Here is a 26927-nt window from a genome sequence, read left to right on the forward strand (position 1 = left end):
GCCGTTATAGAGAGAGTAACGAGGCAACCCTGCGTTTACTGCCCTTGTTCGCCGTAGGCGTGACGGTATCCACAGGCCCCTTTCCCAAAACTTTCCGAAAACGCAGGAGATCCGCCGCCAAACGCCTTTCCGCGCGGGATTCCCTGCCGGTCGATGGCGGATCTCCTGCGTTTTCGGAGCTTGCCTCACGGCATCCCGAGGCGGTACATTAACGATTATCGTTGTTATCGATTGTCGTTAGGGGTTCGCATGCTACAGACCGACCAACTCGCCGGACCCGGATGGACCGCCGCCCGCGTCGTCGTCTGGGCGTTCCTCGTGCTCGCCGTGCTCGCGGGACTCGGCTTCTGGCCGATTCTCGGAGTGATGGATGGCACGCCTCTCGGCATCGGGATCGCCATCGTCGCCGTCGCCGTCGCGTTCCGCCACGGAGAGCGGCTTCAGGCGCGATCGGAACGCCTGCTGCGGGACAAGTTGAAGCTGCAGCGCGACACCGAGGGACTCGTGTGATGGATGACGCCACGGGCATCCACTGCCGGCTCGACGAACTGCTCGGGGAGAGGGGGATGACCCTCACCCGGCTGAGCGAACTCGTGGGCGTGAGCATCGTCAACCTCTCGGTGCTCAAGAACGACCGGGCGCGCGCCATCCGCTATTCGACGCTTGCCGCGATCTGCCGGGCACTGGACTGCGAGGTCGGGGAGTTGCTCGTCGTCGCGTGAGAGTGTGGACGCCGTCCTGTCCCCGCGACGCCGCCCGGCCACGCCGCTCCAGCCCGTGAGTGGGCAAAAGTGCACCTTCCCAGCGCTCGTTGGCGCCAATTTTGCCCACTCGACCTCCAAGTGCACCGATTTCCGCGCACGGCGCGCCCCGCATCCAGGGCGCCCCGCACCCCCTCCCGCATCCCGCATCCCGCATCCGAAAACGCAGGAGATTCGCCGGGAACTGCTGCATGGCGCGGCATTTCGCTTCGTTCGATGGAGGATCTCCTGCGTTTTCGGATGCGGGGAGGCGGACCGGATGCGCGCCAGCAAATTTGCAGGTTGCGCGTTTTTGCGCGGGTGCAATAATTTAGTCATGAATGATTTTGCCGAGCAGGGCATCCGCGAGCGCAAGCGCGCCGCGACCTTCCGCACGATCTTCGAGGCGGCGGCCGAGCTCGCACTCGAGCTGGGCCTCGAGCACGCCACCGTCGACGCCATCAGCGACCGGGCCAACGTCTCATCCCGCACCTTCTTCAATTACTTCGCGTCGAAGGAGGATGCCGTGCTCGGCATCGACTCGTCCGGCATCGGCGAAGAGGTCATCGAGCTCCTGACCGGTCACCGCACCGACGATGTGCTGCACGACGTGGCGTCGCTCGTCTACTCGGTCATCGCCGAGACGAGCGCCGGAATCGACAAGGTCGACCTGCGAAAGCGCGTGCTCGAACGCTACCCGCAGTTGCTCACCCGCCAGATTCTGCGGGTCGCGTCCATGGAGGATCGCCTCGGACTCGTCGTGGCCGACTGGCTCGCCTCGACGCCAGGTTTCGCCGAGGACTCCGCCGAGGAACGCCAGGAGGCCGCGCAGATCCTGCTCAGCGTCTGCCTGGCCGCCATGCGCGTCGCGATGAAGAAGTGGCCGCGCGATACCTCGGGCGACCCCCGAGAGAACTACACCCGGGCAGTCGATCTGCTCCGCACCGTGATGGAGCGAGTTTCGTGACAACCTGCCGGGGAGAACTGACGCGCGTAGCATTTCCGCATGAGCAACCTCGAGAAGCATCCGGCCGAGCTGTTCGAACGGGCGCCGATGGTGCTCACGGAGGGCGTCGAGATCCTCGAGCCGCGGGACGTGCCGCTCGGCGGTCCCCGCGCCATGAACGTGCGCCGCACGCTTCCGCAGCGCAAGCGGTCGCTCATCGGTGCCTGGTGCTTCGTTGACCATTACGGGCCGGATGTCGTGGCCGAGCGGGGCGGGATGGTCGTGCCGCCGCATCCGCACACCGGCCTGCAGACCGTGAGCTGGCTCTTCGCGGGCGAGGTAGAGCATCGTGACAGCACCGGCAGCCACGCCATGGTGCGGCCGGGCGAACTCAACCTGATGACGGCCGGCCGCGGCATCGCGCACTCCGAGGTGAGCACCGCGGAGACGACCGTGCTGCACGGTGCCCAGCTGTGGGTCGCCCTGCCTGACGCGAGTCGCGGACAGGCGCCGTTCTTCGAGCACTTCGTGCCGGAGCCCGCCACGCTCGGCGACGCCGTGCTGCGGGTCTTCATCGGCACCCTCGCCGGCCGGGTGTCGACCGCGACGACGTTCACCGAGCTCGTCGGCGCGCAACTCGACCTGCCGGCCGGCGCCTCCGTCGACCTGCCCGTCGACCCCCGGTTCGAGCATGGCCTGCTCGTCGAGGCCGGGGAGGCCACCCTCGAGGGGACCACAGTGCCCGCGTCGCACCTCGGCTACCTCCAACCGGGCCTCGCGAGCATCCGGATCGCGGCCGGAGACCGGCCCCTTCGCGCACTGCTGATCGGCGGGGTGCCGCTCGGCGAGAGCATCGTCATGTGGTGGAACTTCATCGGGCGCAGCCACGAGGAGATCGTGCAGTTTCGGGCGGAGTGGCAGGCGGATGTGATCGCCGGCGGAACGGAAGACGGCCGCTTCGGAACCGTGCGCGGCTACGACGGCCGAGCGCTGCCCGCCCCCGAGCTGCCCAACGTGCGGTTGCGCCCCCGGGACTAGATGCCGATCCGCTCAGGCCTCGCGCGTATCCGGTTTCGGCTGGTTGAGCCTGGCGCGTTCCTCGGCCTCGATCTCGGCGTAGACCTTGCGCTCCGTGCGGTCGGCGCGCAAGATCGACCGCATCACGAGCCAGAAGATGAGGCCGACGAGAATGGTCGGCGTCACGGAAAAGAGCGCGCCCCACCAGAAGTTCTCGATCACCAGACCAGAATACGTCCTCCCGCTGGGAGAGGACTATCCGTGCTGCAGCACCCCGATGATGCCCGAGATCACGTAGTAGAGCCCGAACCCGGCCACGAGCACCCAGAGGGCCACGCGCGTCGCCGACAGCTTCTTCGGATCCTTGTCTTTGGGATCCAGCGGAGGAATGGTCATCGTCGCCTACTTCACGAGGGGGAAGAGGATGGTCTCGCGAATGCCGAGCCCGGTGAGTGCCATCAGGAGCCGGTCGATGCCCATGCCCATCCCGCCGCTCGGCGGCATCCCGTACTCGAGCGCGCGCAGGAACTCCTCGTCGAGGCGCATGGCCTCGAGGTCACCGGCCGCCGCGAGCTTGGCCTGCTCCACGAAGCGCTCACGCTGCACGACGGGGTCGACGAGTTCGGAGTAGCCGGTGGCGAGTTCGAATCCGCGCACGTAGAGGTCCCACTTCTCCACCAGGCCGGGCTTGGAACGATGGGCGCGCACGAGCGGCGACGTGTCGACCGGAAAGTCCATCACGAAGGTGGGGCGTTCGAGGTGAGGCTTCACGAAGTGCTCCCACAGCTCCTCCACGAGCTTGCCGTGGGTGGGTTGCTGCACCTCGACCGCCACGGTCTGGGCCAGTGCGAGAAGCTCGTCGAGCGTCGTGTCGGCGGTCACCTGCCAGCCGGACGCGGCATTGAGCGAGTCGTACATGCTGATGCGGTCCCACTCGCCGCCGAAGTCGTAGCGCGTGCCGTCGGCCCAGGTCACCTCGTGGCTGCCCTCCGCGTCGAACGCGGCGTTCTGGATCATCTCCTGCGTGAGGTCCGCCATCTGGTTGTAGTCGCCGTAGGCCTGGTACGCCTCGAGCATCGCAAACTCCGGGGAGTGCGTGGAGTCGGCGCCCTCGTTGCGGAAGTTGCGGTTGATCTCGAACACGCGCTCGATGCCGCCGACAACCGCGCGCTTGAGGAAGAGCTCCGGCGCGATCCGCAGGAACAGCTCGGTGTCGAAGGCGTTGCTGTGGGTGACGAACGGACGGGCGGATGCTCCACCGTGCATGGTCTGCAGCATCGGCGTCTCGACCTCGATGTAGCCGTGGTGGTCGAACGTCGCGCGCAGCGACGCGACGGCCCGGGACCGGCTGCGCACCATCTGGCGCGCCCCCTCGCGCGCGATGAGGTCGAGGTAGCGACTGCGCACCCGCGTCTCCTCGCTCAGCTCGGCGTGCAGGTTCGGCAGCGGACGCACCGCCTTCGACGCCACCTTCCACTCCTTCACCAGCACACTCAGCTCGCCGCGCCGGCTCGAGATGACCTCGCCCGACACGAAGACGTGGTCGCCGAGGTCCACGAGATCCTTCCAGCCGTCGAGCGACTCCTGCCCCACCTCGGCCAGCGACACCATCGCCTGGATGCGGGCGCCGTCGCCGGACTGCAGCGAGGCGAAGCAGAGCTTGCCCGTGTTGCGGAGGTGCACGACGCGGCCGGCCACGGCGACCGTCTCGCCGGTGGTGGCGTCCGTCTCGAGGTTCGGGTACTTCGCGCGCACGGCCGGGATCGTCGTGGTGATCGGCAGGGAGACCGGGTACGCCTCGGCGCCGGACTCGATCAGCCGCGCGCGCTTGGCGAGCCGCACCTGGGTCTGCTCGGACAGTTCCTCGTCCGTCGGTTCGGCTGCTGGCTCGTGCACGGCGGTCGTCTTACTCATTCGTTGCTCCAGGGGATTGTGACTCGCCCAAGTTTACGGTGGCCGGGAGGCCGCTCAGGAGTGCGTGCCCCCGAGGTAGATCGTCGCGTTGTCGATGAGCCTCGTCGAGCCGACCCGCGCCGCCACCAAAACGATCGCCTTGCCGTGGTGATCGTCGTCCACGGGCAGGAAGGTGTCCGGATGCACGATCGTGAGGTAGTCGAGTTGCACGAGTGACTCCCCCATGAGCACCGACTGGGCGGCCGCGAGCACCGCATCGATGCCACGATCCGCCGAGGACTCCGCCGCCTCGAGCGCGATGGACAGTCCGCGCGCCGCCCGCAGTTCCCGGGCGTCCAGGAACCGGTTGCGGCTTGAGAGGGCGAGACCGTCCGAATCACGCACGATGGACACGACCTCGACGCGCACCGGAACGTTGAGATCGCGCACCATGCGGCCGACGAGGAACACCTGCTGGGCATCCTTCTGGCCGAAGACGACGACGTCCGGCTGCACGATGTTCAGGAGTTTGGAGACCACCGTCAGCACGCCGTCGAAGTGGCCCATTCGCGAACGACCCTCGTAGAGCGAGCCGACGGCCCCGGCCGTGACGCGCGTCTCGCTCGTCCCCGACGGATACATCTCGTTCGCGGTCGGGGCGAAGACGAAGTCCACGCCCAGGCGGTCGGCCTTGGCCAGGTCGTCGGCGAGGGTTCGCGGATACCGGTCGAGATCCTCCGTCGGGCCGAACTGGAGGGGGTTGACGAAGATCGACACGACGACGGTGTCCGCGATCTCGCCCGCCCGCTCGATGAGGGCCAGGTGGCCGTCGTGGAGAGCCCCCATCGTGGGAACCAGGGCGACTCGCCGCCCCGCCGCCCGCTCATCGGCGAGGAGGGAACGCAGTTCGGTTATGGTCTCGGCAACGGCGGTGGGCACCCCTCGATGCTAGTGCTCCCGACGAGGGGGCCTCGCGAGTGACTAGGGGCGCTGCGCCCGGCGAAGCGCGATCTCCACCGACGAGCGCACGAGGGGCGCCAGCATCTCGCCCGGCTCCTCGACTCCGATTCCGGCCAGCAGCGCCGTCGCCTGGTCGACGATCGCGCTCGAGAAGCTCGTCGCCGTGGCGATCGCCTCCGCATAGGCCGGCCGGTCCTTCTCGGCCACGACGATCGGTTCGCCGCCCATCTCCACCACGAGGGCCTGGCCGATCGGCTGCACCGGAGCGGGCGCGGTCACGGCGAAGTAGCTGCCGAACAACTGGGTCAGGTCGATGCTCGTGCCCGTGAACGACATTGCGGGATGGATGGCGAGCGGTATCGCCCCGGCCGCGGTGGCCGCCGCGAGCACCTCCGTGCCGAATTCGGCCGCGGTGTGCACCACCAGCTGGCCCGGCTGCCACGCCCCGGTCGAGGCGAGGCCGGTGACGAGCGCCAGGAGTTCGCTGGCCGGCACGGCGAGGATCACCAGTTCGCTGCGCTCGATGAGGTCGGGCACCTCGAGGATCGGGGCTCCCGGGAGCATCACCTCCGCGCGCTCGCGGCTCGCCTCCGAGATCGCGGAGATGCCCACGATCGCGTGCCCGGCCCCGGCGAGGGCCGCGCCGAGCACGGGCCCGACGCGCCCGGCGCCGACGATCCCCACGCCCAGGCGGCCCGTGCGATGCCGCGGGTTCGCGTCCGACCCGCGTCCGGCGAACGGGTCGCTCATGCCTCCGCCTCGCCCGAGCGCCAGCGATGCGAGGTGTCGTTCTGGCCGGCCAGCACGGCAAGCTGGGCGACCTCCCCGAAGAATCCGACGGCGGCATCCTTGTCTATCGCCTCGAGGGTGGCCCGGATGGGTCCGGAGACGGTGTGCAGGTGCACGTCGGCGAGGCCGAGGGCACGCAACACCGGGCCCTGACTCAGCGCGACGCTCTGCAGCCGGGGCTGCGGGACGATGATGATCCGACGCCAGATCGCTCCCTTGCGCAGCACGAGAGAACCGGACACGACCAGGAAACCGTTGCGCCGCCAGGAGAGTGGCAGCAGCCACGCGGCGCGCCGCGGCGAGGTGGTGAAGGCGTCGTTGCCCCGGGAGACGAGCCCCTTCTCGATCACGGCGACCGCCTCCTCGCCGACGAGGTCGGGAAGCATCAGTTCGAGCACTCGCCGGGCGTCGTCCAGATTGCCCACGGGCAGGATCGTCGTGTTGGCCTGGTTGGCGGCCCCACGACTGGACGAGTGGCTCGCCCGGTTCACCCGGATCTGCCACCACCCGGCCGCCCGCCAGAGCACGGACTGGCTCACCTCCACCGAATGGATGCGGCCGGGCGGCAGGGTTTCGTTGCTCGTGGAAAGGAGGCCGAAGCCGATCCGCACTCCGTCTGGCGTTCCCGCGATCGAGTAGCGCAGCGACCGGGTGAACCGGCGCACGTAGTACCCGCCGAAGCCGATGAGGCTCGGCAGCGCGAACAAGAGGGCGTAATACTGGCCGGTGCTGGTGATCCAGATGCCGCCTCCGACAACGATGGCGAGGGCGAGGAGCGTCGCCTCGCTCAGCAGGATGGAGCCGATCAGCCGCCCGAGGTGCAGATTCACGACCGACTCCGGCGGGGCGGCGTCCGGGTCGAGTTCTGGGGCGAGGAACTCGCCCAGCCTCCGGTCGATCAGATTGTCCGGCGTGGCGACGCCCGTCACCGGCAGCGCCGCGTTGCGCGTGCCGGAGGCGAGGCGCAGGATCTCCCGGCGCAAGTCGTCCGCCGCCGCCGACCCCAGGTAGGCCAGGTGGACGTTCGCGTCGTGGCCGGCCTGGCTGATCTCCATCTTCGCCGCGCCGAAGAGGCGGGCGAAGAACGGGCGAACGATGTTGATGCCCTGGATGCGGTCGAGCCGCGCCTTGCGGTTGGTGCGGAACAGGATGCCGGACCGCACCTCGACGACCTCGTTGGTGATGCGGAAGCTGTGCATGCGCCAGGACACGTAGAACACCGCGATCAGCACGAGCAGGACCCCGACGATCACGAGCAACGCCTGGACGATGATGCCGTGACTGAGGATGTAGTCGACCGGGTCGCCCTCCTCGTCGAACCGCGGCAGGAAGAGCCCGACGAGCCGCTCACGCAGGTTGGAGACGACCACGCCGAGGATGGCGATCAGCGCGATGCCGCCCCGCAGCAGCGGGGAGGCCGGGTGCAGCCGATGCCACTGCCCGTCGGTGAGGCGGGCGACAATCTCCGGCACATCCTCCCGCACGGCGCCCGCGTGATCGGTGTCGCTCACAGCCCGGCCCGGCGGCTTTCCGCGAGCAACACGAGATGGTCCCGAAGCTCGTCCGCCTCGGCCTCGGGGAGTCCGGGAATGGTCACCCCGGCCGCCGCGGCCGCCGTGACGAACTTGAGCTCGCTGAGCCCCAGGCCGCGTGCGATCGGGCCTCGATTGATGTCGACCAGCTGCATCCGCCCGTATGGCACGGCCACGAAGCGCTGCCACATGATCCCGCGCCGGAACAGCAGGTCGTCGTCGCGAAGCTGGTAGCCGATGGCCCGCACGCGCCGCGGGGTGAAGGCGAGGTTGATGAGGGCGACGAGCGCGACGGCCCAGAGTCCGATCGCGAGCCAGCCGACGCCGAGGTACCACAGGCCGACGCCGACGGCGGAGACGGCGAGCAGGAACACCGCACCGGCCACGAGTTCCACCGCGACGAGCTTCGGTGAGACCCGGCGCCACTCACCGGTCTGCGGCAGTTCGATTCGGTTCACGTGCGCTCCTCCGCTGGGGCCCTACGGCCGAACCCTGACGGTCTTCTTGCCAGACTCGTCGTCGTCATTGTCGCTGGGCGGAATCGTGCACATGTGCTCCGCAATGAGCCCCGCCGCCAGCAGCAGCCCGGCGCCGACAAGGGTGGCGATCGCCGGCCCAACAGAGCCTACCCCCGGCACCACGGACCGGGTGAGGAGGTACAGCGCGATGCCGGCGCCGAGTCCGGTCAGCAGCGCCCCGCTCAGCGCGCAGGCCTTGGCGAGCATCAGCACGCGGGTCGCGTAGAAGGGGTCGATCGGGGCCTTCGCCTTGCCCTTGGTGAGGCGCCGAATCGGCACGGCGAGCCACACGACGATCCCGCCGATCAGCGCAAGAGCCACCGAGAGAGTGAAGGGGGGAATGATGATCGGCCGACCTGCCGCGGCCAGCCCGGTCTCCGCGAACCCTCCGCCGAGCGCGCCGATCACGGCGAGCAGCACGAGCGTTCCGATGCTGGTGCGTTTCATTTCCCCCGCCGTTCCCGGTTCACACTGTTCGTCGTCTGCTCGTTCAGCGAGGCCGCATCGAATGCCCACACCTCCGGCGACACCGCCGCCGCCAATGCATCCACTCTGCCACGCCCGGGCAGCTCGGCGTCGGGGTCCGCCTGCAGCCAGGGCACGAGCACGAACGGTCGCTGCCAGGCTCGGGGATGCGGCAGCGTCAGCCGCTCGTCGTCCCGGCGAAGGCCGTCAAAGGCCACGATGTCGAGGTCGAGGGTGCGATCGCCCCAGTGCTCCTCGCGCACTCGGCCGTGCTCCGCCTCGATCCGGTTGAGGGCGTCGAGCAGGTCGTCGGGATGCAGCGCGCTCTGCACGAGCACCACGGCGTTGAGGTAGTTCGGCGACGACTCGTCCACACCGTCCGGCTTGACCGCGTGCGATTCCACGATTCCGGAGACCGCCGTCACGATCACCCCGTCGAGTGATCCGATCTCGCGGACCGCGTCACGCAGGTTCGCCTCACGGTCGCCGAGGTTGGATCCGAGCGCGATGACGGCCGGCAGCACGATGCGTTGGCGCGTCACGCTCCCCCGCGCCCCCTCGTCACGGTCACCGAGACGTCGTCGAACGGGATGCTGATGGGCGCCTGGGGCTTGTGCACCGTCACGCTCACCAGCAGTACCAGCTCGTGCGCGAGCACGACATCCGCGACGCGCTCCGCGACGGTCTCGATGAGATTCACCGGATTGCTCGACACGGCGGCCGCGATCTGTTCGGCGAGGACGCCGTAATGCACGGTCCGAGCCACGTCGTCGGTCTCGGCCGCGGCCGCGAGGTCGAGCGAGAGACGCACGTCGATCACGAACTCCTGGCCGTTCTCCCGCTCGTGGTCGAGAACCCCGTGGTGGGCGAAGACCCGCAACCCGGTCAACGCGATGGTGTCTGCATGGTTCACGGCTGCATCTCCTCCCAGACGTCGAGGGCGGCCTTGGTCGCGGCCACGTTGTGCACGCGCACACCCCACACCCCGGCCTGGGCCGCGAGCGCGCTCACGGTCGCCGTCGCCGTGTCGCGCTCGCTGGGCGGGGCGTCGTTCTCCAACAGCTTCGCCAGGAACCTCTTGCGCGACGCTCCGATCAAGACGGGGTAGCCGATCGTGTTGAGCGCCGGAATGTTGGCCAGCAGCTGCCAGTTCTGTTCGCCCGTCTTCGCGAAGCCGATGCCCGGGTCGAGGATGATGCGGTCGGGGCGCACCCCGTTGACGATGAGTTCGGCCACCCGCAGCTTCAGTTCGTTGCGCACGTCACGCAGCACGTTCGTGTAGACCGCGTTGTCCTGCATTGTGGAGCTCTGGCCCCGCCAGTGCATGGCCACGAAGTGCAGTCCGGTCTCGGCGGCGACGCGGGGCATCCCCTCGTCGGCGAGTCCCCCGGAGACGTCGTTGATCATCACGACACCGAGTTCCGCGGCGGCGGCGGCGGTCGAGGCGTTCATCGTGTCGACGCTCACTGGGATGCCCCGGTCCACGAGCTCCCGGATCACCGGCAACACGCGTCGCTGCTCCTCGTCAACGGGGAGGCGCTCCGCGCCGGGGCGGGTGGATTCCCCGCCCACGTCGATCAGCTGGGCTCCGGCCAGGGCGAGACCCATGGCGTGTTCCACCGCCGTGTCGACCTGCTCGTACCGACCCCCGTCGCTGAACGAGTCGGGCGTCACGTTCACGATGCCCATGATTCGTGGCCGGGAGAGACCGATCGGCCGATACGGTCTCAACGAGACGAGCTCGCTACTCACGCTGCGCTCCAATCATGGCCATGATCTCCGCACGTTCGAGCGGTTCCTTGAGCATGCCACGGGTTGCCATGGTCACGGTGGAGCTCTTTGCCTGGCGAACACCCCGGTCGGAGACGCAGCCGTGGTTCGCGGTCAGCACCACCAACACGCCCCGGGGGTCGAGTCCGGCCTGCAGGGCGTCAGCGATCTCCTCGGTCAGCCGCTCCTGCAACTGCGGTCGAGCGGCGAGAGTCTCGACGACGCGCGGAATGCGGCCGAGCCCGATGATCCTCGTGCGGGGCAGATAAGCCACGTGGGCGACCCCCGAGAACGGCAGCAGGTGGTGCTCGCAGATGGAGCGGAACTCGATGTCGCGCAGCAGCACGAGTTCGCCCTGATCGCCGCTCACCGCGGAGAACTCGTCGCTGTCTGCGAGGTGCACCTGCGGGTCGACACGGAGTCCGCCGAAGAACTCCAGGTAGGACTGCGCGACGCGCTGGGGGGTTGAGCGCAGACCGGGCCGGCCGGGATCCTCGCCGATGGCGGCGAGGATCTCCAGCACGGCCGCTTCGATCCGGGCCGTATCAATCGGCCCGGGTGTGGATGTGGTCACTGGTCCCCTTCGGGCGGTCAGACCCTGCTCAGGCTGTGGCGATGCCGGGACGTTTGCGCGGCAAGCGTGCCTTCTTGGGCGTCTCGGACGTGACGTCACCGTCCACGACACCGGGGTCGATCGCGGCCTTCTGGGGCACGAGCACCGGCGGCTGGTTCGAGACTGGGCGCTTGTCGCTGGAGAGCCACTGCGGGCGCTCCGGCATCTTCTTCACGTCCTTGAAGATCTCGGCCAGCTCGTTGTGGTCGAGCGTCTCCTTCTCCAGGAGCGCGGTCGCGAGCTTGTCCAGGATGTCCCGGTTCTCGTTCAGCACCTCCCAGGCCTCGTCGTGGGCCTTCTCGATCAGGGCACGCACCTCGGCGTCCACCTGCTCGGAGAGACGCTCGGAGTAGTCGCGCTGGCTGCCCATGTCGCGGCCGAGGAACATCTCGCCCGATCCTGAACCGAGCTTGACCGACCCGATGCTGGCGCTCATGCCGAACTCGGTGACCATCTTGCGGGCGGTGGACGTGGCCTTCTCGATGTCGTTGGATGCCCCGGTCGTCGGGTCGTGGAAGACGACCTCTTCGGCCACCCGGCCGCCCATGGCGTAGGCGAGCTGGTCGAGCAGTTCATTTCGGCTCACCGAGTAGCGGTCCTCGAGCGGGAGCACCATCGTGTAGCCGAGGGCGCGACCGCGGGGCAGGATCGTGACCTTGGTCACGGGGTCGGTGTTGCGCATCGCCGTCGCGACGAGCGCGTGGCCGCCCTCGTGGTAGGCCGTGATGAGCTTCTCGTGATCGCGCATGACCCGGGTGCGGCGCTGCGGTCCGGCCATCACGCGGTCGATGGCCTCGTCGAGGGCGCGGTTGTCGATCAGCTGCGCGTTCGAGCGGGCGGTGAGCAGAGCCGCCTCGTTGAGCACGTTGGCCAGGTCGGCGCCGGTGAACCCCGGTGTCTTGCGGGCGACGACCTCGAGGTCTACCCCGGCGGCCAGCGGCTTGCCCTTGCCGTGCACCTCGAGGATCTGCTTGCGACCGAGCAGGTCCGGCGCGTCCACGCCGATCTGGCGGTCGAAGCGGCCCGGACGCAACAGGGCGGGGTCGAGGATGTCCGGGCGGTTGGTCGCGGCGATGAGGATGACGTTGGTCTTCACATCGAAGCCGTCCATCTCCACCAGGAGCTGGTTCAGGGTCTGCTCGCGCTCGTCGTGCCCGCCGCCCATGCCGGAGCCGCGGTGACGGCCGACGGCGTCGATCTCATCGACGAAGATGATGGCCGGCGAGTTCTCCTTGGCCTGGGCGAAGAGGTCGCGCACGCGGCTCGCGCCGACGCCCACGAACATCTCCACAAAGTCCGATCCGGAGATCGAGTAGAACGGCACGTTCGCCTCGCCGGCGACGGCACGGGCGAGCAGCGTCTTGCCGGTTCCGGGAGGGCCGTACAGCAGCACGCCCTTCGGGATGCGGGCGCCGACGGCCTGGAACTTGGCCGGCTCCCGGAGGAAGTCCTTGATCTCCTCGAGCTCCTCGATCGCCTCGTCGGCCCCCGCGACATCCGCGAACGTGACCTTGGGGCTCTCCTTGGAGACGAGCTTCGCCTTGGACTTGCCGAACTGCATGACCTTGGATCCGCCGCCCTGCATGCTGGAGAGCAGGAACCAGAAAATGAGGCCGATGATCACGAACGGGATCACGAGGCCGAGCAGGGAGGTGAGGAAGTTACCCTTGTCGACCTGGTCGTCGAACGTCTTGGGGTTCGCGGCGGTGATCGCGTTGACGATCTCCGCGCCGCGCGGAGCGGCGTAGTAGAACTGCACCTGCTTGCCGTCGGTGCCCGGGTCGGTGAGCACGAGGTCCACCCGCTGCTCGGCATCGACGATCTTCGCGGAGGCGACCTTGTCGGACTTGAGCAGCTCGAGACCCTGCTTGGTCGTGATCTCCTTGAACCCCGAACCGCTGAGGAGGCTGAATCCCACGGAAACGACGATGACGGCCAGCAGGATGTAGATCAGCGGGCCGCGAAGAAAGCGCTTGTAGTCCATAGTGTTCCGGGCTCGGGCCCGTCACCTTTCTGACGAAGAATGTGAGGCCTAGGCTACCGGAGCACCGCTGGATGACCGCTGCGTGTTTGCCGTGGGCGTAATCCCCACGATGCCGCCGCCCGATCCAAGTGCACGGATCGTGCGGACTGCGTCGCGTGGGCCCACCCACGATGCCGCGTCGCGTGGGCCCACATTCACTGCGACGAGTACACGTGCGGGGCGAGGATTCCGATGTCGCGGTAGTTGCGATACTTTTCCGCGTAGTCGAGGCCGTAGCCGACCACGAACGCGTTGGGGATCTCGAAGCCGACGTAGCGCACGTCGACGGCGAGCTTGGCGGCGGCCGGCTTGCGCAGCAGCGCGCAGATCTCCACCGAATCCGCGCCGCGGGTGCCGAGGTTGGCCCGCAGCCAGGAGAGGGTGAGGCCCGAGTCGATGATGTCCTCCACGATCAGCACCTTGCGACCGTGCAGGTCGGTGTCGAGGTCCTTGAGTATCCGCACCACGCCGGAGGACTGGGTTCCCGATCCGTACGACGACACGGCCATCCAGTCCATTTCGATGGGGAGCGACAACTCGCGGGCGAGATCGGCCATCACCATGACCGCGCCACGCAGCACCCCCACCAGGAGCAGCCGCTCGCCCGCGTAATCCGCCTCGATGCGGCGGGCGAGTTCGGCGATCTTGTCGCGGATCTCCTGCTCGGTGATGAGTACGCTCTCGAGGTCATCGGCGATGTCGCTGTGTTCCATTGCCCCATTCTTTCATCGGCCCGCCCGCTCCCCTGCGCCGGGTTCGCCGCGGGTGGAGCGGAAATGCAGGAGCCCGCCCACGCGCTCGACGCTGACACCGGGAAGGTCGATGGCGGCCTGTCCGTGCCAGTCGGTCACGAGCTGCGCTACCTGCAGGGTCTGCGCGCGGCTGAGGCTCACGCCGAACTCGGCAAGCACGGTCCCGCGGATGATCCGCTGTCTCAGCGCTGGAGGATCGTGCTCGAGGGCTCGAGCCGGGAGCGAGATTCCCGCCTCGGCATGTTCGGCCAGCTCCTCGAGCTGGTCGGCGGCGAACTGGTCGAGGGCATCCGTGTCCTCCCGCGCCAGGTCCGCCGTGCGGGCCAGGGCCTCGGCGAAACCCGGACCGAGTTCGCGCTCGAGCATCGGGATCACGATCTTGCGCACGCGCACCCGCGAGAATCGTTCGTCGTCGTTCTGCGGGTCGTTCCACGGCTGCAGCCCGGAGTCGGCGCAGAACCGCCCGGTGGTCGCGCGGGTGATGGCGAGCAGGGGACGCCGGTAGATCCCGGACACGACCGCCATGCCCTTGAGACTCCCGAGGCCGCTCCCGCGGGCCAGGCCGAGCAGCACAGATTCGGCCTGGTCGTCGAGCGTGTGGCCGAGCAGCACCGACGTCGCACCGGTCTCGCGGGCGGCCTCGGCGAGCGCGGCATACCGGGCGTCGCGGGCCGCGGCCTCGGGTCCGCCGGCCGTTCCCACGTCGACGGTCGTCACGATGACCGGCTCCAGCCCCAGATCGCGGGCCTGCCGGGCGGCGCGCGCCGCGACATCCGCCGAGCCCGGCTGGAGCCCGTGGTCCACGATCACCGCCCCGGCGCGGATGCCCGCCCGGCCCGCCTCGAAGGCCGTGGCGGCGGCGAGCGCGAGCGAGTCGGCCCCGCCGCTGAGTGCGACCAGCACGAGCGCCCCGACCGAAAACGCAGGAGATTCGCGGCCGGATGCCGGTGCCCGGCCCACAACGGCGGCGTTTCGTCCCGGATCTCCTGCGTTTTCGGAAGGCGGGGCCCCGAGGGCGGAGGGCGGGGTCGCGTCGTCGGCGGGGGCTGCGGGCGGGAGGACCGCCCGCACCGCGCGTCGCACATCGGCGACCGCGGGCGTCAGTCTGGGCCGAGTCTCCATCCGATAACGTTATTGCAGCAAACCCCCGAACCAAGGAGTGCACTGCCATGGCCAGCTACGACGCGATCATCGAGATTCCCAAGGGCAGCAGGAACAAGTACGAAGTCGACCACAAGACCGGTCGTGTCTTCCTCGACCGGGTGCTGTTCACGGGCTTCGTCTATCCCACCGACTACGGTTTCTTCGAGAACACCCTGGGACTCGACGGCGACCCGGTCGACGTGCTCGTGCTGCTCGACTACCCGCTGTTCCCCGGAGTCGGCCTCTCCGTTCGACCGGTCGGAGTCTTCAACATGACGGACGACGGCGGCTCGGACGCGAAGATCATCGCCGTGCAGTCGAAGGACCCGCGCTGGTCGTGGATCCAGGATGTCGACGACATCCCGGAGTACACCCGCAAGGAGATCGAGCACTTCTTCGAGCACTACAAGGACCTCGAGCCCGGCAAGTGGGTCAAGACCGAGGGGTGGGGCAACGCCGCCGAGGCGGAGGCCATCGTTCAGGCCGGCATCACGAAGCTCGCGGCCGAAGGCCACTAGCCACCAGAGCGCAACGACGACGGCCGGTCCCCCTCGCGGGTGGACCGGCCGTCGTTCGTTAAGACTGGAGGGCTAGTTGGCGAGTTCGATGCCCTGCCCGCGCATGAACGGCACCGGGTCGGTGGTCGTGCCGCCCCGGTAGACCTCGAAGTGCAGGTGGCAGCCGGTGGACCAGCCGGTGCTGCCGACCTTCGCGATGTTCTGCCCGACGCCCACCCCCTGACCGACGCGCACGAGGATTCCCCCGTTGACGATGTGGCCGTAGCCGGTTCCCGTGCCGTCTCCGTTGTCGATCCGGATGTAGTTGCCGTATCCACCGTACGGTCCGGCATACGACACGGTTCCGGTGTGGGCGGCGAAGATCGGCGAACCGCAGGATGCACCGAGGTCGGTGCCGGAGTGCAGCGCGTAGTTGTGGGTGTACGGATCGAGTCGGTTGCCGTAGGAGCTCGTGATGTGGCCGCCGGCCGGCCGCGCCCAGCCGCTCAGGCTGATCTGGCCGGCGCCCAGGCCCGCGCTCGCGCCCCACATCGCCTTGATTCCGGCGACGTATTCGGCCTCGGTGTGGTCGACGTTCTCCACGAGGGTCGCGAGCTGGGCATCCAGCCTGGCCTTGTTGTCCTGCTGCTCGGTGAAGGCCGTGGCCGCGGCCTCCGCCGCCGCCGCCGCCTCGTCGAGGGCCTTCTGCGCGGCATCCGCGAGCAGCTTGAGGGCCGCCTTGGCCACGTTCGCCTGGTCGGTGAGCGCCTGGGCCGAATTCTGGTCCTGGATCGCCTTCTCGTAGAGACCAGCCGACTGGTCCTTCACCATGCTGGCGAGACCGAGTTGGGAGAGCAGGTCGTTGGCCTTGCTGCCGCTGAAGAACAGGGTCGCGCTGAGGTCGGTGCCGCCGGATCGGGCGAGCTTGGCCGCGAGCTGCCCGGCCTGCTGCTTCGACTTCGTGGCCTTCGCCTGAGCCGCGTCGGCCTGACTCTGCAGCTGGGCGGCCTTCTGGGCCGCCTCGTCGTAGTTCTGTTGGGCGACCTGCGCCTCGGCGCCCTTCTGCTCCGCCACGGCCTGCGTGGTCGTCACGGCCGCCTCCAGGGCCGCGAGCAGCGCCTGCAGCCGTGCGATCTCTGCCTTCTTCGCCGTCACGTTGTTGCGGGCGTTCTGCACGTCGGTCCAGCTCGGGTAGTCCTGCGCCCACGCGGCGGAGCCGGTGGATCCGAGAATCGTGCCCGAGACCAGTACGGAGAGAACCGCAACGACGGCGAGCGACCGTCTGGCGCGCGACCGCGGCACGAGCGCGACTCGATCGGCTACTCGACTGATGCTCTTCATGTCTCCCCGACTTTCGTGACGCCGTCCCCCGGCCACGTAATCGACACCGCAACTGCTGTCACAGTATCAAGCGCACTGGCCAGTGGCCAGAGCCGGAAGTCTCAACGACGAGTTGAATCTAAGCGCAGTCGCAGCCAACCCCTCGCCTTTCGTGCGGAGTGGCACACATTGCCCGATTTTGCCGACGGTCTGCGGGTCGAACCGGTGCGACATCCGGAGCCCGTTTGGCAATCGGGTCAGACACCCCTATGCTTGTTCCTCGGTAGCTATGAAGGAAGTTTTACTTCACGGCCCCATCGTTTAGTGGCCTAGGACGGCGCCCTTTCACGGCGTTAACACGGGTTCGAATCCCGTTGGGGTCACGAAACATAGCTAGGCCCTGTAGCGCAGTTGGTTAGCGCGCCGCCCTGTCACGGCGGAGGTCGCCGGTTCAAGTCCGGTCAGGGTCGCAAGGCACGGTCATCTCTCGCCAGACGGCCGTGCCTTCTTGTATAACTAAATACGACAAGGCTCTGTAGCTCAGTTGGTAGAGCGTTCGACTGAAAATCGAAAGGTCACCGGATCGACGCCGGTCGGAGCCACTGTCCCATTTCCCGGCTTCTACGGGGGGTGGGACTTTTTTTGAGTCGCGCTCTTGATATTCCCGCGCCTCACGATTCACCACCTTCGACACGACTCGGCATCCCTTGCTGTGTCACGACCCACAGTTGGCCAGCGGCACGCTAATGTCCGCGCGGAATTCGGCGCTGATCCAGTCGCTGAAAATAGTCGCTGAAGCCATCCTGTTGTGCCCCGGCCCCACTCAATTCGACCGCGCTTCGATGCGCCTCAATTGAGTGAAGGGCGAGAGGTTAGCGTAGGCGGTTTCACAGTCCAGTCGAGTTTGTACTCGGCGGACTCCCCTGAGGCAATTGTGAAACGTGGCGAGAGCACTTCCAGTTCGGCGAGGTGGGCGTCGGGGTGGAGGCCGCTCAACTCGTGAATGGGCTCAACTTGCGGGCTTTGCATCCAGATCTCCGCGCGAGAGCCGCCATCGGGGTAGTCAGCTCCTGGCACTGGTTCGAATGTGATCGCCAGCGTTCCCGACGGACCTCGATATGCAACTCGCCCGGATGCTGAAGCGAACCCGAACTTGGCTACGACATCCTGAATCGGCAAGGTGAATCGGCCGTCACGGGGAGCGCCCCCCGTCAGACTTCCTCGGTACGTTCCCAGGTCAATCAGAGGTGCTGCGTCTTCGACGTCGATCTCGATCGCGGCTACTTCGGTGGGCTTGCCTTGGCCGTCTGAGGTGTCCACTTGGCACACTTCCCAGATCGACCAGCAGATCTCCCTCTCGGACACGTTGGTGAAGCGAGTGGTCTGGTGGAATGTGTGCCCGGTGGCGGGGATCATGAATGCCCGCTCAATGCGCAGTCCGGATCTTGCGTCGTCGGGACTCGTCATCCGAATGGAGATTGCCCCGGATCTGTCGCGAGAAGCCTCGCCGTGCCAGTGGCCTCCGTCGAGAATCGGATCGGGTGGGCCAGGCCATTCGCCGGCCCCGTGCCAGCCCTGAGGCGCTGGCCACGTCTTTGACCCCCCGAGGTTTGCCCAGGAAGCAAATGTCCCGTCATCGGTTGCCCAGGTTGAGCGGGCCCGAACCACCTTCATGCTGCGATCGAAGTAGGCGGGGTTTTGCCAGAGATATTCGTGCTCGTTTGCGACAACGGACATGAGTCGACCGCCAGCTGCCGGAAGGAATGTCAGCGCAATCGATCCGTTGTCCGCACGGATGAGTTTCAGCCCATCGTCGCCGCTGTCGATGACGCTAAGCGGCATCGGGTGCGCTGCTCGGCACGAGGATCACTTTGCCCGTCGCTCCCTCAGCGGCGAGCCGGTAGGCTTCATCGGCCTCGCTGAGGGTGAGGCGATGGCTAACGACGATCTCAGGATGAAGGCCTTGAGTTGCGAGCATCTTGGCGAGGTCTTCCATGCCCTGAAGCGACGTGACCCAGGAGGCGTTGATCGTGAGCTGTTTATGCAGCAGGGCATCGGAGACTTCTGTTTCGAAGTTCCCTCCTTCGCCCAGTAACGACATACGTCCCCATTCGGCGGTAGCCGCCACTGCCGTTGCGCGGCCCGGCGCGCTTCCGGACGCGTCTACGCTGACCTCGCAGCCCTTCCCCTCGGTGAGTTCAAGAATGCGCTCGACCGCGTTCTCGTCAGCCAAGACGATGTCATCGACAAGTGCTAGGGCCTTCACGAAGTCGATTCGCTCGGCACTGCGCTCGACGCCAATCACGCGGCGGGCTCCGAGCATGCGGCCGATCATCGCCGCCGCCAGACCAACGGGTCCGAGACCGACGACAAGGAGATCTTCGCCCCCGTGCACGTTTGCCCGTCGGAGCCCCTCGTAGGCTGTGCCGAAGCCGCACGCAATTAAGGCTCCATCCGCGTAGGTCAGCGGAGAATAGAGCGGTATGCAGGTGGATTCAGAGACGATGACGTAGTCCGAATGGCCTCCGTCTCGCTGCCACCCATAGGCTTTCCGATGCGCTTGGTCCGAGCAGCTGATGAAGTAGCCCGCTCGGCAATTGCGGCAAACTCCGCACCCGTGGATGTGATAAACGATTACGTCATCCCCGACGCCGAAGCGAGTGACCCCCGGTCCAGCGCTGACCACGCGACCGGATGGTTCGTGGCCGGCGATGACGCCCTTGTATGCGGGTTCGCCGTTGAGGCCCTTGTGGGTCTTGTAGCCGCGATAGATGTAGCCGATGTCGCTGCCGCAGATTCCTGAGGCCCCCATTTTGATCAGCAACTCCCCAGCACCGGGGGTCCCCACCGGATACTGGCGAACGTCTGCCGTTGAGTTTCCTGGCAGGAAGACCCCCTGCATGGATGTGGGTAGAGACATTCAGTCCTCCGATTGTGACGAGCGACGGCGCGACAGCGTGACGTTGAGAAGCACGGCTGCAACGATGATGGCGCCGCGGATGACGTTCTGAAGGAAGGAGTTGACGCCGAGGAGCACCAAACCGTTTCCGATGAGGGTGATGAAGATAACCCCGAGGAATGTGCCAATGAGGCTGCCTCGCCCTCCTGACATTGCCGTGCCCCCAATGACCACTGCGGCGATGACGTCGAATTCCAGACCGTCCGCGGCACCGGCGTTGCCGGAGCCGAGGCGGGCGGCCAGGAAGATTCCGCTGATTGCTGCGAGTAGGCCCATCGTCGCGAAAAGGATGATGCGGACCCGGGCCACATTGATGCCGGCGAGTCTTGCCGCGGCGGCATTGCCCCCGATCGCGAAGACGGAGCGGCCATAAGAGGTCCTTCGGGCGACGAAGGCGATCACCAAGAAGATGATAATCATCCCCCATGCCGGCGTCGGCACTCCGAAAATACTCCCGGCGAGGACATTCATGATCGGGTCGCTGTCGGGTAGCGGGACAGGAATCGCATTTGTCCAGAACTGACCTATCCCGCGAAGGATGCTCCAGAGTCCGAGGGTTGCGATGAACGACGGGACTCGGAATCGTGCGCGAAGGGCGCCGGCGACTGCGCCCCAGGTCACAGCGAAGATGATGGTGACGATGATGGCCACAATCGTTGGCAGACCCCAATTGTGAACGGATTCGGCCACGATCACGGAGGAGAGGGCGACGGCTGGGCCGACGCTAACGTCGATTTCCCCAGCAATGATGACGAGCGTCATTCCGGTTGCCGCGACGCCAACCAATGCGGCTTGGCGCAGGAGCCCGAGTTGGTTGGAGAGGTTGAGGAATCCGGTGGCGCTGGAACTCAAGTACACATACAGCAGGATGATCGCGCCCAGAAGTCCGACCACGTTCACGAGTGTGGTGTTGCTGGAGAGTCTCGTCATTGCGCGACGGGCGGCGCTGGGACGCTGGTCCGTGGTTGCTATTTCAGTCATTGTGTTCCACCTCAGACGTGCGAGGCCATGGAGGCCTCAAGGAGTTCGGACAGGTTGATGTCGGGGGCCGTGAATTCTTGTTGGATGGCTCCGTCTCGCAGTACGAGGACGCGGTCGCAGGCCAGCGGTAGCTCTTCGACTTCGCTGGAGACGAAGACCACGGTTTTGCCTTGGTCGGCCACCGCGCGCATGATCGCGTAGATCTGCCCCTTCGCCTCAACGTCGACGCCCCGAGTCGGTTCGTCGAGAAGGAGCACTCGCGCACCGGCGTGAATCCAGCGCGCGATCACGGCCTTTTGCTGATTCCCGCCGCTGAGGGTTTCGATGGGTTCGCTCAGGTCGTGAGCTTTGATTTGGAAGCGTTTTGCGAGGTCCTGGGCCGACTTGCGGATTCGACTCGAGGACAAAATGCCGCCGCGGGAGACTGCTGCGAAGTCGGACATGACGATGTTCTCGTCGATTCCGAGGTTCAGGAGCACCCCTTCTCGCTTGCGGTCCTCGGGGGTGAGGCCGATTCCTGCTTTGCGCATCAGCTTTGCCGTCGGATGGCTTTGTGCGATGCCAGCGACAAGCACAGTGCCGGAATCGAGGCGATCAAACCCGGCGATGGCACGCAGGAGCTCGCTTCGACCGGAGCCGAGTAGCCCAGCGATCCCGACGATTTCTCCGGCTCTCGCGGCAAAGCTGACATCAGTCACTTTCGGGAGCACAGTGAGGTTCTTGACTTCCAGCATCACGTCGCCGAATTCACGCGTTGGATTTACCACTTTCTGAGCGTTCGGGTCGGTGCCGAGCATTAGGCGGATGATCGCGGCGGTATCGCTTTCCCCGACCTTGACGGTGTCGATGACTCTTCCGTTGCGCATGATCGTCGCGGACTCGGCGATTTGACGGATCTCATCCATTCGATGGCTGACATAGATGACAGCAACTCCGGTGGCGGCGACCCTGCGGACGGTCTCGAGCACGAGGGCGACCTCGGCGTGGGCGAGGGCACTGGTCGGTTCGTCCAGGATCAGCAGCTTCGGTTCATCCTGGAGCGCTCGGGCTATTTCGACGATTTGTTGTTGCGCGAGAGTGAGATTTCCGGCTTCAACCGTCGGGTCGATGTCGGAGCCAAGACGAGCGAGCGTTTGGCGCGCCTTGTTGATCATTGCGGATGAGTCGATTCCGAAGCGCCCTTTCGGCCAACGCCCGAGGAAGAAGTTCTCAGCCACGGTAAGTTCGGCGACGAGGCTGAGTTCCTGGTAGCAGGTCGCCACCCCACGTTCGGTGGCACCGCGCACGCCCTCGGTCCCCAGATCGCGGCCGCCGATGCGGATTGTTCCGCTGCTCGGGACGTCTACGCCCGAGAGCAGTCGGATGAGGGTGGACTTGCCTGCTCCGTTCTGTCCGAGAAGGGCGCGTACCTCGCCCGCGTGGATCTCGAAATCCACTGAGTCCAATGCGGTCACCCCAGGATATTTGCGGGTGACTGAGACCGCTTGGGCGATGATCTCGCGACCAGCGGAGTCTGTTGTCGTGACCACGTGCGGGACCTTTCGGGGTGGGGTGAAGAGACGGGGCCGGGCGGCATATTTGTTCGCCGCCCGGCTCGGGTTAGTTAGGGGAGACCATCGGCGTGGGTTGTAAGCCAGTTGGCCGCCTCTGCGGGAGAGTAGAGGGTGATCGGAGCCTGTACGGTTGCCGACTTGGTGCCTTTGAGTGATTTCTCCACTGCGGCCCAGGCCAGCTTGCCGACGCCGAGTCCGGAAATGTCAACTACTGACTTGAGGACGTCGCCCTTGTTCAGCTCGGTTGCGATTTCGGTTGTCATGTCGGATCCGAATACGAAGATCTTGCCGACCTTGTTCGCCGTGCCGACAGCTTTATACGCACCGATCGTTGCACCGCCGGCTTCACCGTAGAGTCCGTTGATGTCGGGGTTTGCCGTAAGCATCTGTTCCGCAACGGGCACTGCCTTGTCGACTTCGGCTCCTTCCTGATTGGCTACGAATTCGGTGCCGGGTAGTCCCTTCATCATTGCGTCCTTGAAGCCCTGAAAGCGAAGCTTGCAGACCTCATATTGCTCACAGTTCAACACGCCCATCTTCGGGGCGTCGATCTTGGCCGCAGTGAACTCCTTGACGGCTGCCTCCCCGAGTTGCTGGCCGAACTTGAGCGGGTCGCCGATCACGTAGGCGCTCACGTACTTCTTGGTCGCCGCATCGTTCACGCAGGTGTTGTAGCAGATGACGGGGATGCCGGCGTTAAAGGCTTGCTTGATCGCCGCAACACTGCTGTCGGCGGATGCTGCGGAGATGATGATCGCGTCTACGCCCGAGGAGACGAGCGTGTTCATGAAGTCGCTCTCTTTCGATACGTCACCGCCGGGGTTCGTCTCGATGAACTTCACGTTCATGCCGCTCGCTTTCGCTGCCCCCTGCACGCCGGCTTTCACGCCGCCGTAGTAGCCCTGCGAGTCCAAGTAGATGGCGCCGATGCGGATCTGCTTCTGACTTCCGGTCGAGGTTCCGGTGGATGGTGTTGAACTGCAACCGACAAGGGCTACTGCCACCACTGCGGCCATCGCCAGCAGGCCGCGAAACCGAAACCCGTGCTTCTTCCTGTGATTCATGTTGGTGCTTGCCTTTCTCTGGGTGGAGCCGGGCGGCGTCACTGCCGGTCGGCCTCGACGGCGGGGAGAGCCGTCAAATCGTCGTCGGCTGGTGCACCAGTCGACGGAGCATTCCCCGGAGAGCGGCAACTTCATCATTGCGTGCCGTCTGCGGGTCATCGGTGAAGAGAAGCATCGTGGGTAGAGAGGTGGCGAAGAAGTCGATCCGGGCGGGAGTACTCGCAAGATCGTTGATGTGCTCTCGGAATGCTTCGGTCAACCGATCGGCGCGGGGTTTATCCGAAAGGCGCCTGAGGGCCAAGATGCTGAATACGGTTTGTCGGCTGTAGGCCTGGGTGGCCATTGAGCTGAAATCACCTTCGGATTCGGCTGCGGACCTCCACGACTCGGTTGCCTCGGCCAGACGGCCAGCAGTGAAGAGTGCATCGCCGAGCGCAAGGTGCAGTTCTGCGTTGTTCGCCAGGGGATGACGTGCCTCACCCAGGTTGTTCGGCAATACGAGGGCATGGTGAAGGAGTTCGATTGCCCGGTTCGAGTCTGTCGCACCCAGGGCTTCTCGTGCCAGCGCTAGGGCCGCCTGGTCCCAGGCGAGGATTACTTCACCTTCGCCTCCCTCCCATGGCTGAAAATGGCGACTGGTGAGGACTTCGAGTGCGTCTCCCGCTCGGCCTTCTTCAGTAAGCAATCGGGAGTATGTCACTGTGAGGTCGTCCCGCCGGGCAATGATGTCCGGTCGGGACGCGAGCCGGGCCAGGCGACTGGCCGTATTTTCGCCAGCTCTGGCGAGCAGCTCGTCGAATTCCTGCCAGAGCTTCGCGTCGTCCGGCGCGGCCGCCAAGGCAGCTTCGTAGTGTGCGCGAGCACGCTCCTTGTCATGCGACACGTTGTAGGCAGCGATGCCGAGATTGCGATTGACGATCGCCGTCGTTTCCGAGTCCGCGCCGTAACGAAGGGCAGTTTCCCAGAGAGCGATGGCGTCTGTCCTACGATCCCGGTCGTAATACCAATGGCCGAGGAGCGCGGCGGCGCGGGAATCGTTCGGGGCGGATTCGATGGCGGATCGAAGAGTTGCAACGTCATCCAGGCGAGAGGGAAAACAGAATCCGGCATCGATGGTGCGTGCGCGATCAAGTGCGCCGGCTGCCTCCGCGTGTCGGCCCTCGCGATTAAGCAACTCGGCGCGGTGATAGGAGATGAGCGGTCCCACGTTAACCTGACCGAGCGCGGTCGAGTCGAGGTGCGCGTCGGCCAGGTCGAGTACCTCCAAGGCGTCGCTGTTGAAACCTGCGCTGGCGTATTCGAGAGCTACATCAAGCAGCGTTGGGGCATCCTTGGTGACGGTGCGGCCATCCAGGTGGCGCGCCCACTGGTCGAGCGGATCACGTTGCAGCGTCGAATCAATGAGTGCGGTCGCCTCCTCATCACGTCGGAGCTCTCGCAGCACCCGGGCGAGGAGATCCGTTGCCTGAAGATGTTCTGGATCAGACTGGATAGCCTTGCCGAGAGCCTGGGCGGCGGCCTCAAATGCCCGGGCGCGGGCGTGAAGTTTACCCAGAGCGAATTGGGCGGGCGCGCTCCAGCCGGAGTTCCATGCGGCCTTGGCAAAGTGTCGCTCGGCCTCGTGATCGAGACCGAGGCGGGTTAGGGCGAGTCCGAGCCGATAGTGCGCTTCGCCATCGGCGGGGTTCGGGACCCATGCTTCTTGTCGGGCCAATGCTGACCGCAGATGTGCGGCGGACGTTTCGAAGTCAGCCGCTGCGTACCGTCGAGCTGCGAGGGCGATGTTGCTGCGCAGGTCGCCAGGTTCGCGACGGAGTGCTTCGGTCCAGTAGGGCTCCGGCGAGCGTGTTGCGTGGCGATATTGCTCCAGGTACTGGCCGATGTAGAAGAGCTCCTCGACGGACGCAACGTCCTGGGGTGCCGGAGGTTCGGTCGCCGGGTGGATCGGTGACTTCTCGGTCGTGTTCTTGGGGCGAATTGCGACAAGCTCTTCTTCCCCTGCTGTCACCGTCAGTGTTAGGTCGGTCACTCGAGTGTTCGCCGCGTAGGGGAGCGAGTGAAGGAAGGGCTGACCCGGGGCGAGGGCAACCTCGGTGCGGAAGAGTTCGGCCCCATTGGCGGCGGTCAGGACGATGCTTGCTGCGCTGAATTCCTGCGTAACCGAGACGCCGATGTGGAGATTCTCCGCAGCATCTCTAACGGAAGCAGCTGCAAGCCGTGTCGCCTGATGAGCTGGGCCGATGCCTTGGATTGGATACCAATACTGGCTAAATACCTTGGTCTCGCCTGGTGAGAGGAAGGAGAAGTCAGGTTGATTGTCGGTATAAACCCCTGCCATCAGCTCGACGTAGGGCCCGTCGTCGTCAGTGAGATTGGCGCCCCATGCCCACCCGAATTCTGCATTCCCCCAGGTCCATTGCTTCTTACCCGGAGAAATATCCCGGCTTGCCCAGTGCACGAAGCCGGCTTTGCGTCCGTGATCGTATCCGCCGAAGAACTCGTCTTCAGTCGACATCACCATGTAGGAGGTGGGGACTGGGATGTTCTTGTACCAGTCCAACCGATCGGCATCGGGGTGGTCCGCGTCGACGTTCGCCGGATAGTCGATCCCGTAATACTTGTCTGCCACTCGGGGGAAGGAGGTGATTGCGCGCTTGGCGTGATCGGCGACGTGGGTGACGTCAGTTGGGAAAAAGGACTGATATTCGTCCCCTACTGCGGCCGCGACGTTCGCCCACCACAGGAACGTTTGGGTGACCTCGGATCGGTTGAAGAGTCGAACTCGCGCCTCGATTACTGAGCTGTCCGGACGCAGCCGGATACCGTGCATTCCCTTCATCCGGGCGAATGGATCATGGTCCGAACACCAGACAGTAATCGCGCCGTCCGACTCCCGCTCGATCTCAACATCGGTAGGAAGGAAGGTTCCCGGGCGGTGATGTTGTGGCCAGTTGAACTCGACGCCGCCAGAGATCCAAGGCCCCGCGAGCCCCACCAGCGCCGGTTTGATGACGTTGTTGCGATAGAAGATGTCGTACTCGGCGACCTTGTCGTAGGCAATGTGAATCCGGCCGCCGAGTTCGGGCAAGATCACCAGCCGAAGCCATTTGTTTTCAAGGTGAATGGCCTGCCATTCGTACGGCTTAGCAGTCGACGAAATCCGCTCGTGGAAGGGAAGCGGGTACACCCGCCCCGACGAACCCTGGTAGACGCGGGAATCGAGAAACGCGGGGTAGGCGCTTGGCGCATCCGGCAGGTAGCTGTCGATGGTGACCGGTTCTGACCATGCTGCCACCAGGGCCGAACTGTATTCCGTAGGTACCTGGGGGAGGGTGATTCGCGATCCGGTGCGCGACTCGGCGTTGAGCATGGTCCAACGATAGGAAGCTCCG

The 26927-nt window shown here is 65.9% G+C and carries 27 protein-coding genes and 3 tRNA genes; 8 read left to right on the top strand and 22 right to left on the bottom strand.

Annotated features, from left to right (window positions below):
* Positions 1-249 precede the first annotated feature (249 nt).
* From FVP33_RS10210 to FVP33_RS10225, 4 genes are all read left to right on the top strand, one after another.
* Positions 250-510 carry a hypothetical protein gene (locus FVP33_RS10210; protein WP_147783555.1) on the top strand — a complete coding sequence of 87 codons (261 nt, stop codon included), beginning with the start codon at positions 250-252 and terminating at the stop codon, positions 508-510.
* On the top strand, positions 510-722 hold the full coding sequence (locus FVP33_RS10215; protein WP_147783556.1) for a helix-turn-helix domain-containing protein: 213 nt from the start codon (positions 510-512) through the stop codon (positions 720-722). The genes FVP33_RS10210 and FVP33_RS10215 overlap by 1 nt, the downstream gene beginning before the upstream one ends.
* A gap of 355 nt (positions 723-1077) precedes the next feature.
* Positions 1078-1707 (top strand): TetR/AcrR family transcriptional regulator, encoded by a 630-nt coding sequence (locus FVP33_RS10220; RefSeq protein ID WP_147783557.1) that lies wholly within the window; start codon positions 1078-1080, stop codon positions 1705-1707.
* A gap of 39 nt (positions 1708-1746) precedes the next feature.
* Positions 1747-2724 carry a pirin family protein gene (locus FVP33_RS10225; RefSeq protein ID WP_147783558.1) on the top strand — a complete coding sequence of 326 codons (978 nt, stop codon included), beginning with the start codon at positions 1747-1749 and terminating at the stop codon, positions 2722-2724.
* Positions 2725-2736: 12 nt separating this feature from the next.
* On the opposite strand, the gene FVP33_RS10230 is transcribed toward FVP33_RS10225, so the two are convergent.
* The 15 genes from FVP33_RS10230 to tilS all read right to left on the bottom strand — a co-directional run bounded on the left by FVP33_RS10230 (position 2737) and on the right by tilS (position 15140).
* On the bottom strand, positions 2737-2925 hold the full coding sequence (locus tag FVP33_RS10230; protein ID WP_425460944.1) for a hypothetical protein: 189 nt from the start codon (positions 2923-2925) through the stop codon (positions 2737-2739).
* Positions 2926-2958: 33 nt separating this feature from the next.
* Positions 2959-3099, bottom strand: coding sequence for a hypothetical protein (locus FVP33_RS19515; protein WP_187270662.1), 141 nt, complete (start codon positions 3097-3099; stop codon positions 2959-2961).
* Between the two features lie 6 nt (positions 3100-3105).
* The gene (lysS, locus tag FVP33_RS10235) at positions 3106-4617 is read right to left on the bottom strand and encodes a lysine--tRNA ligase (RefSeq protein ID WP_147783559.1); all 1512 of its coding nucleotides are present in this window, start codon (positions 4615-4617) and stop codon (positions 3106-3108) included.
* A gap of 54 nt (positions 4618-4671) precedes the next feature.
* Positions 4672-5535 carry a pantoate--beta-alanine ligase gene (panC, locus tag FVP33_RS10240; RefSeq protein ID WP_147783560.1) on the bottom strand — a complete coding sequence of 288 codons (864 nt, stop codon included), beginning with the start codon at positions 5533-5535 and terminating at the stop codon, positions 4672-4674.
* A 42-nt stretch (positions 5536-5577) separates the two neighbouring features.
* Positions 5578-6306, bottom strand: coding sequence for a Rossmann-like and DUF2520 domain-containing protein (locus tag FVP33_RS10245; RefSeq protein ID WP_147783561.1), 729 nt, complete (start codon positions 6304-6306; stop codon positions 5578-5580).
* Positions 6303-7856, bottom strand: coding sequence for a PH domain-containing protein (locus FVP33_RS10250; RefSeq protein ID WP_147783562.1), 1554 nt, complete (start codon positions 7854-7856; stop codon positions 6303-6305). The genes FVP33_RS10245 and FVP33_RS10250 overlap by 4 nt, the downstream gene beginning before the upstream one ends.
* Positions 7853-8335 (bottom strand): PH domain-containing protein, encoded by a 483-nt coding sequence (locus FVP33_RS10255; RefSeq protein WP_147783563.1) that lies wholly within the window; start codon positions 8333-8335, stop codon positions 7853-7855. Before FVP33_RS10255 ends, FVP33_RS10250 begins: the two co-directional genes overlap by 4 nt.
* Before the next feature lie 21 nt (positions 8336-8356).
* On the bottom strand, positions 8357-8842 hold the full coding sequence (locus FVP33_RS10260; RefSeq protein ID WP_147783564.1) for a DUF3180 domain-containing protein: 486 nt from the start codon (positions 8840-8842) through the stop codon (positions 8357-8359).
* Positions 8839-9402, bottom strand: coding sequence for a 2-amino-4-hydroxy-6-hydroxymethyldihydropteridine diphosphokinase (gene folK / locus FVP33_RS10265; protein ID WP_147783565.1), 564 nt, complete (start codon positions 9400-9402; stop codon positions 8839-8841). The genes FVP33_RS10260 and folK overlap by 4 nt, the downstream gene beginning before the upstream one ends.
* Positions 9399-9773, bottom strand: a complete 375-nt coding sequence (folB, locus tag FVP33_RS10270; protein ID WP_147783566.1) for a dihydroneopterin aldolase — start codon at positions 9771-9773, stop codon at positions 9399-9401. The genes folK and folB overlap by 4 nt, the downstream gene beginning before the upstream one ends.
* Positions 9770-10612, bottom strand: a complete 843-nt coding sequence (gene folP, locus FVP33_RS10275; RefSeq protein WP_246142285.1) for a dihydropteroate synthase — start codon at positions 10610-10612, stop codon at positions 9770-9772. Before folP ends, folB begins: the two co-directional genes overlap by 4 nt.
* Positions 10605-11204 carry a GTP cyclohydrolase I FolE gene (gene folE, locus FVP33_RS10280; RefSeq protein ID WP_246142286.1) on the bottom strand — a complete coding sequence of 200 codons (600 nt, stop codon included), beginning with the start codon at positions 11202-11204 and terminating at the stop codon, positions 10605-10607. The genes folP and folE overlap by 8 nt, the downstream gene beginning before the upstream one ends.
* A 28-nt stretch (positions 11205-11232) precedes the next feature.
* Entirely contained in the window at positions 11233-13227 is a 1995-nt protein-coding gene (gene ftsH, locus FVP33_RS10285) for an ATP-dependent zinc metalloprotease FtsH (RefSeq protein WP_147783567.1), read from the bottom strand.
* A 194-nt stretch (positions 13228-13421) separates the two neighbouring features.
* The gene (hpt, locus tag FVP33_RS10290; RefSeq protein ID WP_147783568.1) at positions 13422-13979 is read right to left on the bottom strand and encodes a hypoxanthine phosphoribosyltransferase; all 558 of its coding nucleotides are present in this window, start codon (positions 13977-13979) and stop codon (positions 13422-13424) included.
* Between the two features lie 12 nt (positions 13980-13991).
* Positions 13992-15140, bottom strand: coding sequence for a tRNA lysidine(34) synthetase TilS (gene tilS, locus FVP33_RS10295; RefSeq protein WP_147783569.1), 1149 nt, complete (start codon positions 15138-15140; stop codon positions 13992-13994).
* Between the two features lie 47 nt (positions 15141-15187).
* On the opposite strand from tilS, the gene FVP33_RS10300 reads away from it, so the two are divergent.
* Positions 15188-15679, top strand: coding sequence for an inorganic diphosphatase (locus FVP33_RS10300; RefSeq protein WP_147783570.1), 492 nt, complete (start codon positions 15188-15190; stop codon positions 15677-15679).
* A gap of 72 nt (positions 15680-15751) precedes the next feature.
* On the opposite strand, the gene FVP33_RS10305 is transcribed toward FVP33_RS10300, so the two are convergent.
* A complete protein-coding gene (locus FVP33_RS10305; RefSeq protein WP_147783571.1) occupies positions 15752-16999 on the bottom strand; it encodes a M23 family metallopeptidase in 1248 nt (415 codons plus the stop codon).
* 289 nt (positions 17000-17288) lie between these two features.
* Between FVP33_RS10305 and FVP33_RS10310 the strand changes: the two genes are divergently transcribed.
* From FVP33_RS10310 to FVP33_RS10320, 3 genes are all read left to right on the top strand, one after another.
* Positions 17289-17361 (top strand) — tRNA-Glu (locus FVP33_RS10310).
* Between the two features lie 13 nt (positions 17362-17374).
* Positions 17375-17448, top strand: a tRNA-Asp gene (locus FVP33_RS10315).
* Positions 17449-17507: 59 nt separating this feature from the next.
* Positions 17508-17580, top strand: a tRNA-Phe gene (locus FVP33_RS10320).
* A 247-nt stretch (positions 17581-17827) separates the two neighbouring features.
* Here FVP33_RS10320 and FVP33_RS10325 read toward each other — a convergent pair.
* The 6 genes from FVP33_RS10325 to FVP33_RS10350 all read right to left on the bottom strand — a co-directional run bounded on the left by FVP33_RS10325 (position 17828) and on the right by FVP33_RS10350 (position 26905).
* The gene (locus FVP33_RS10325) at positions 17828-18820 is read right to left on the bottom strand and encodes a hypothetical protein (RefSeq protein ID WP_147783572.1); all 993 of its coding nucleotides are present in this window, start codon (positions 18818-18820) and stop codon (positions 17828-17830) included.
* Complete coding sequence (locus FVP33_RS10330) at positions 18810-19898, bottom strand: zinc-dependent alcohol dehydrogenase family protein (protein WP_147783573.1); 1089 nt, start codon at positions 19896-19898, stop codon at positions 18810-18812. Before FVP33_RS10330 ends, FVP33_RS10325 begins: the two co-directional genes overlap by 11 nt.
* Positions 19899-20918 (bottom strand): ABC transporter permease, encoded by a 1020-nt coding sequence (locus FVP33_RS10335; protein WP_222706682.1) that lies wholly within the window; start codon positions 20916-20918, stop codon positions 19899-19901.
* Positions 20919-20929: 11 nt separating this feature from the next.
* On the bottom strand, positions 20930-22447 hold the full coding sequence (locus FVP33_RS10340) for a sugar ABC transporter ATP-binding protein (RefSeq protein WP_147783574.1): 1518 nt from the start codon (positions 22445-22447) through the stop codon (positions 20930-20932).
* Between the two features lie 74 nt (positions 22448-22521).
* On the bottom strand, positions 22522-23535 hold the full coding sequence (locus FVP33_RS10345) for a substrate-binding domain-containing protein (RefSeq protein ID WP_222706683.1): 1014 nt from the start codon (positions 23533-23535) through the stop codon (positions 22522-22524).
* A gap of 73 nt (positions 23536-23608) precedes the next feature.
* The gene (locus tag FVP33_RS10350; RefSeq protein WP_187270663.1) at positions 23609-26905 is read right to left on the bottom strand and encodes a DUF5107 domain-containing protein; all 3297 of its coding nucleotides are present in this window, start codon (positions 26903-26905) and stop codon (positions 23609-23611) included.
* Positions 26906-26927 lie beyond the last annotated feature (22 nt).

This window comes from Lacisediminihabitans profunda (assembly GCF_008040105.1).
GTDB lineage: Bacteria > Actinomycetota > Actinomycetes > Actinomycetales > Microbacteriaceae > Lacisediminihabitans > Lacisediminihabitans profunda.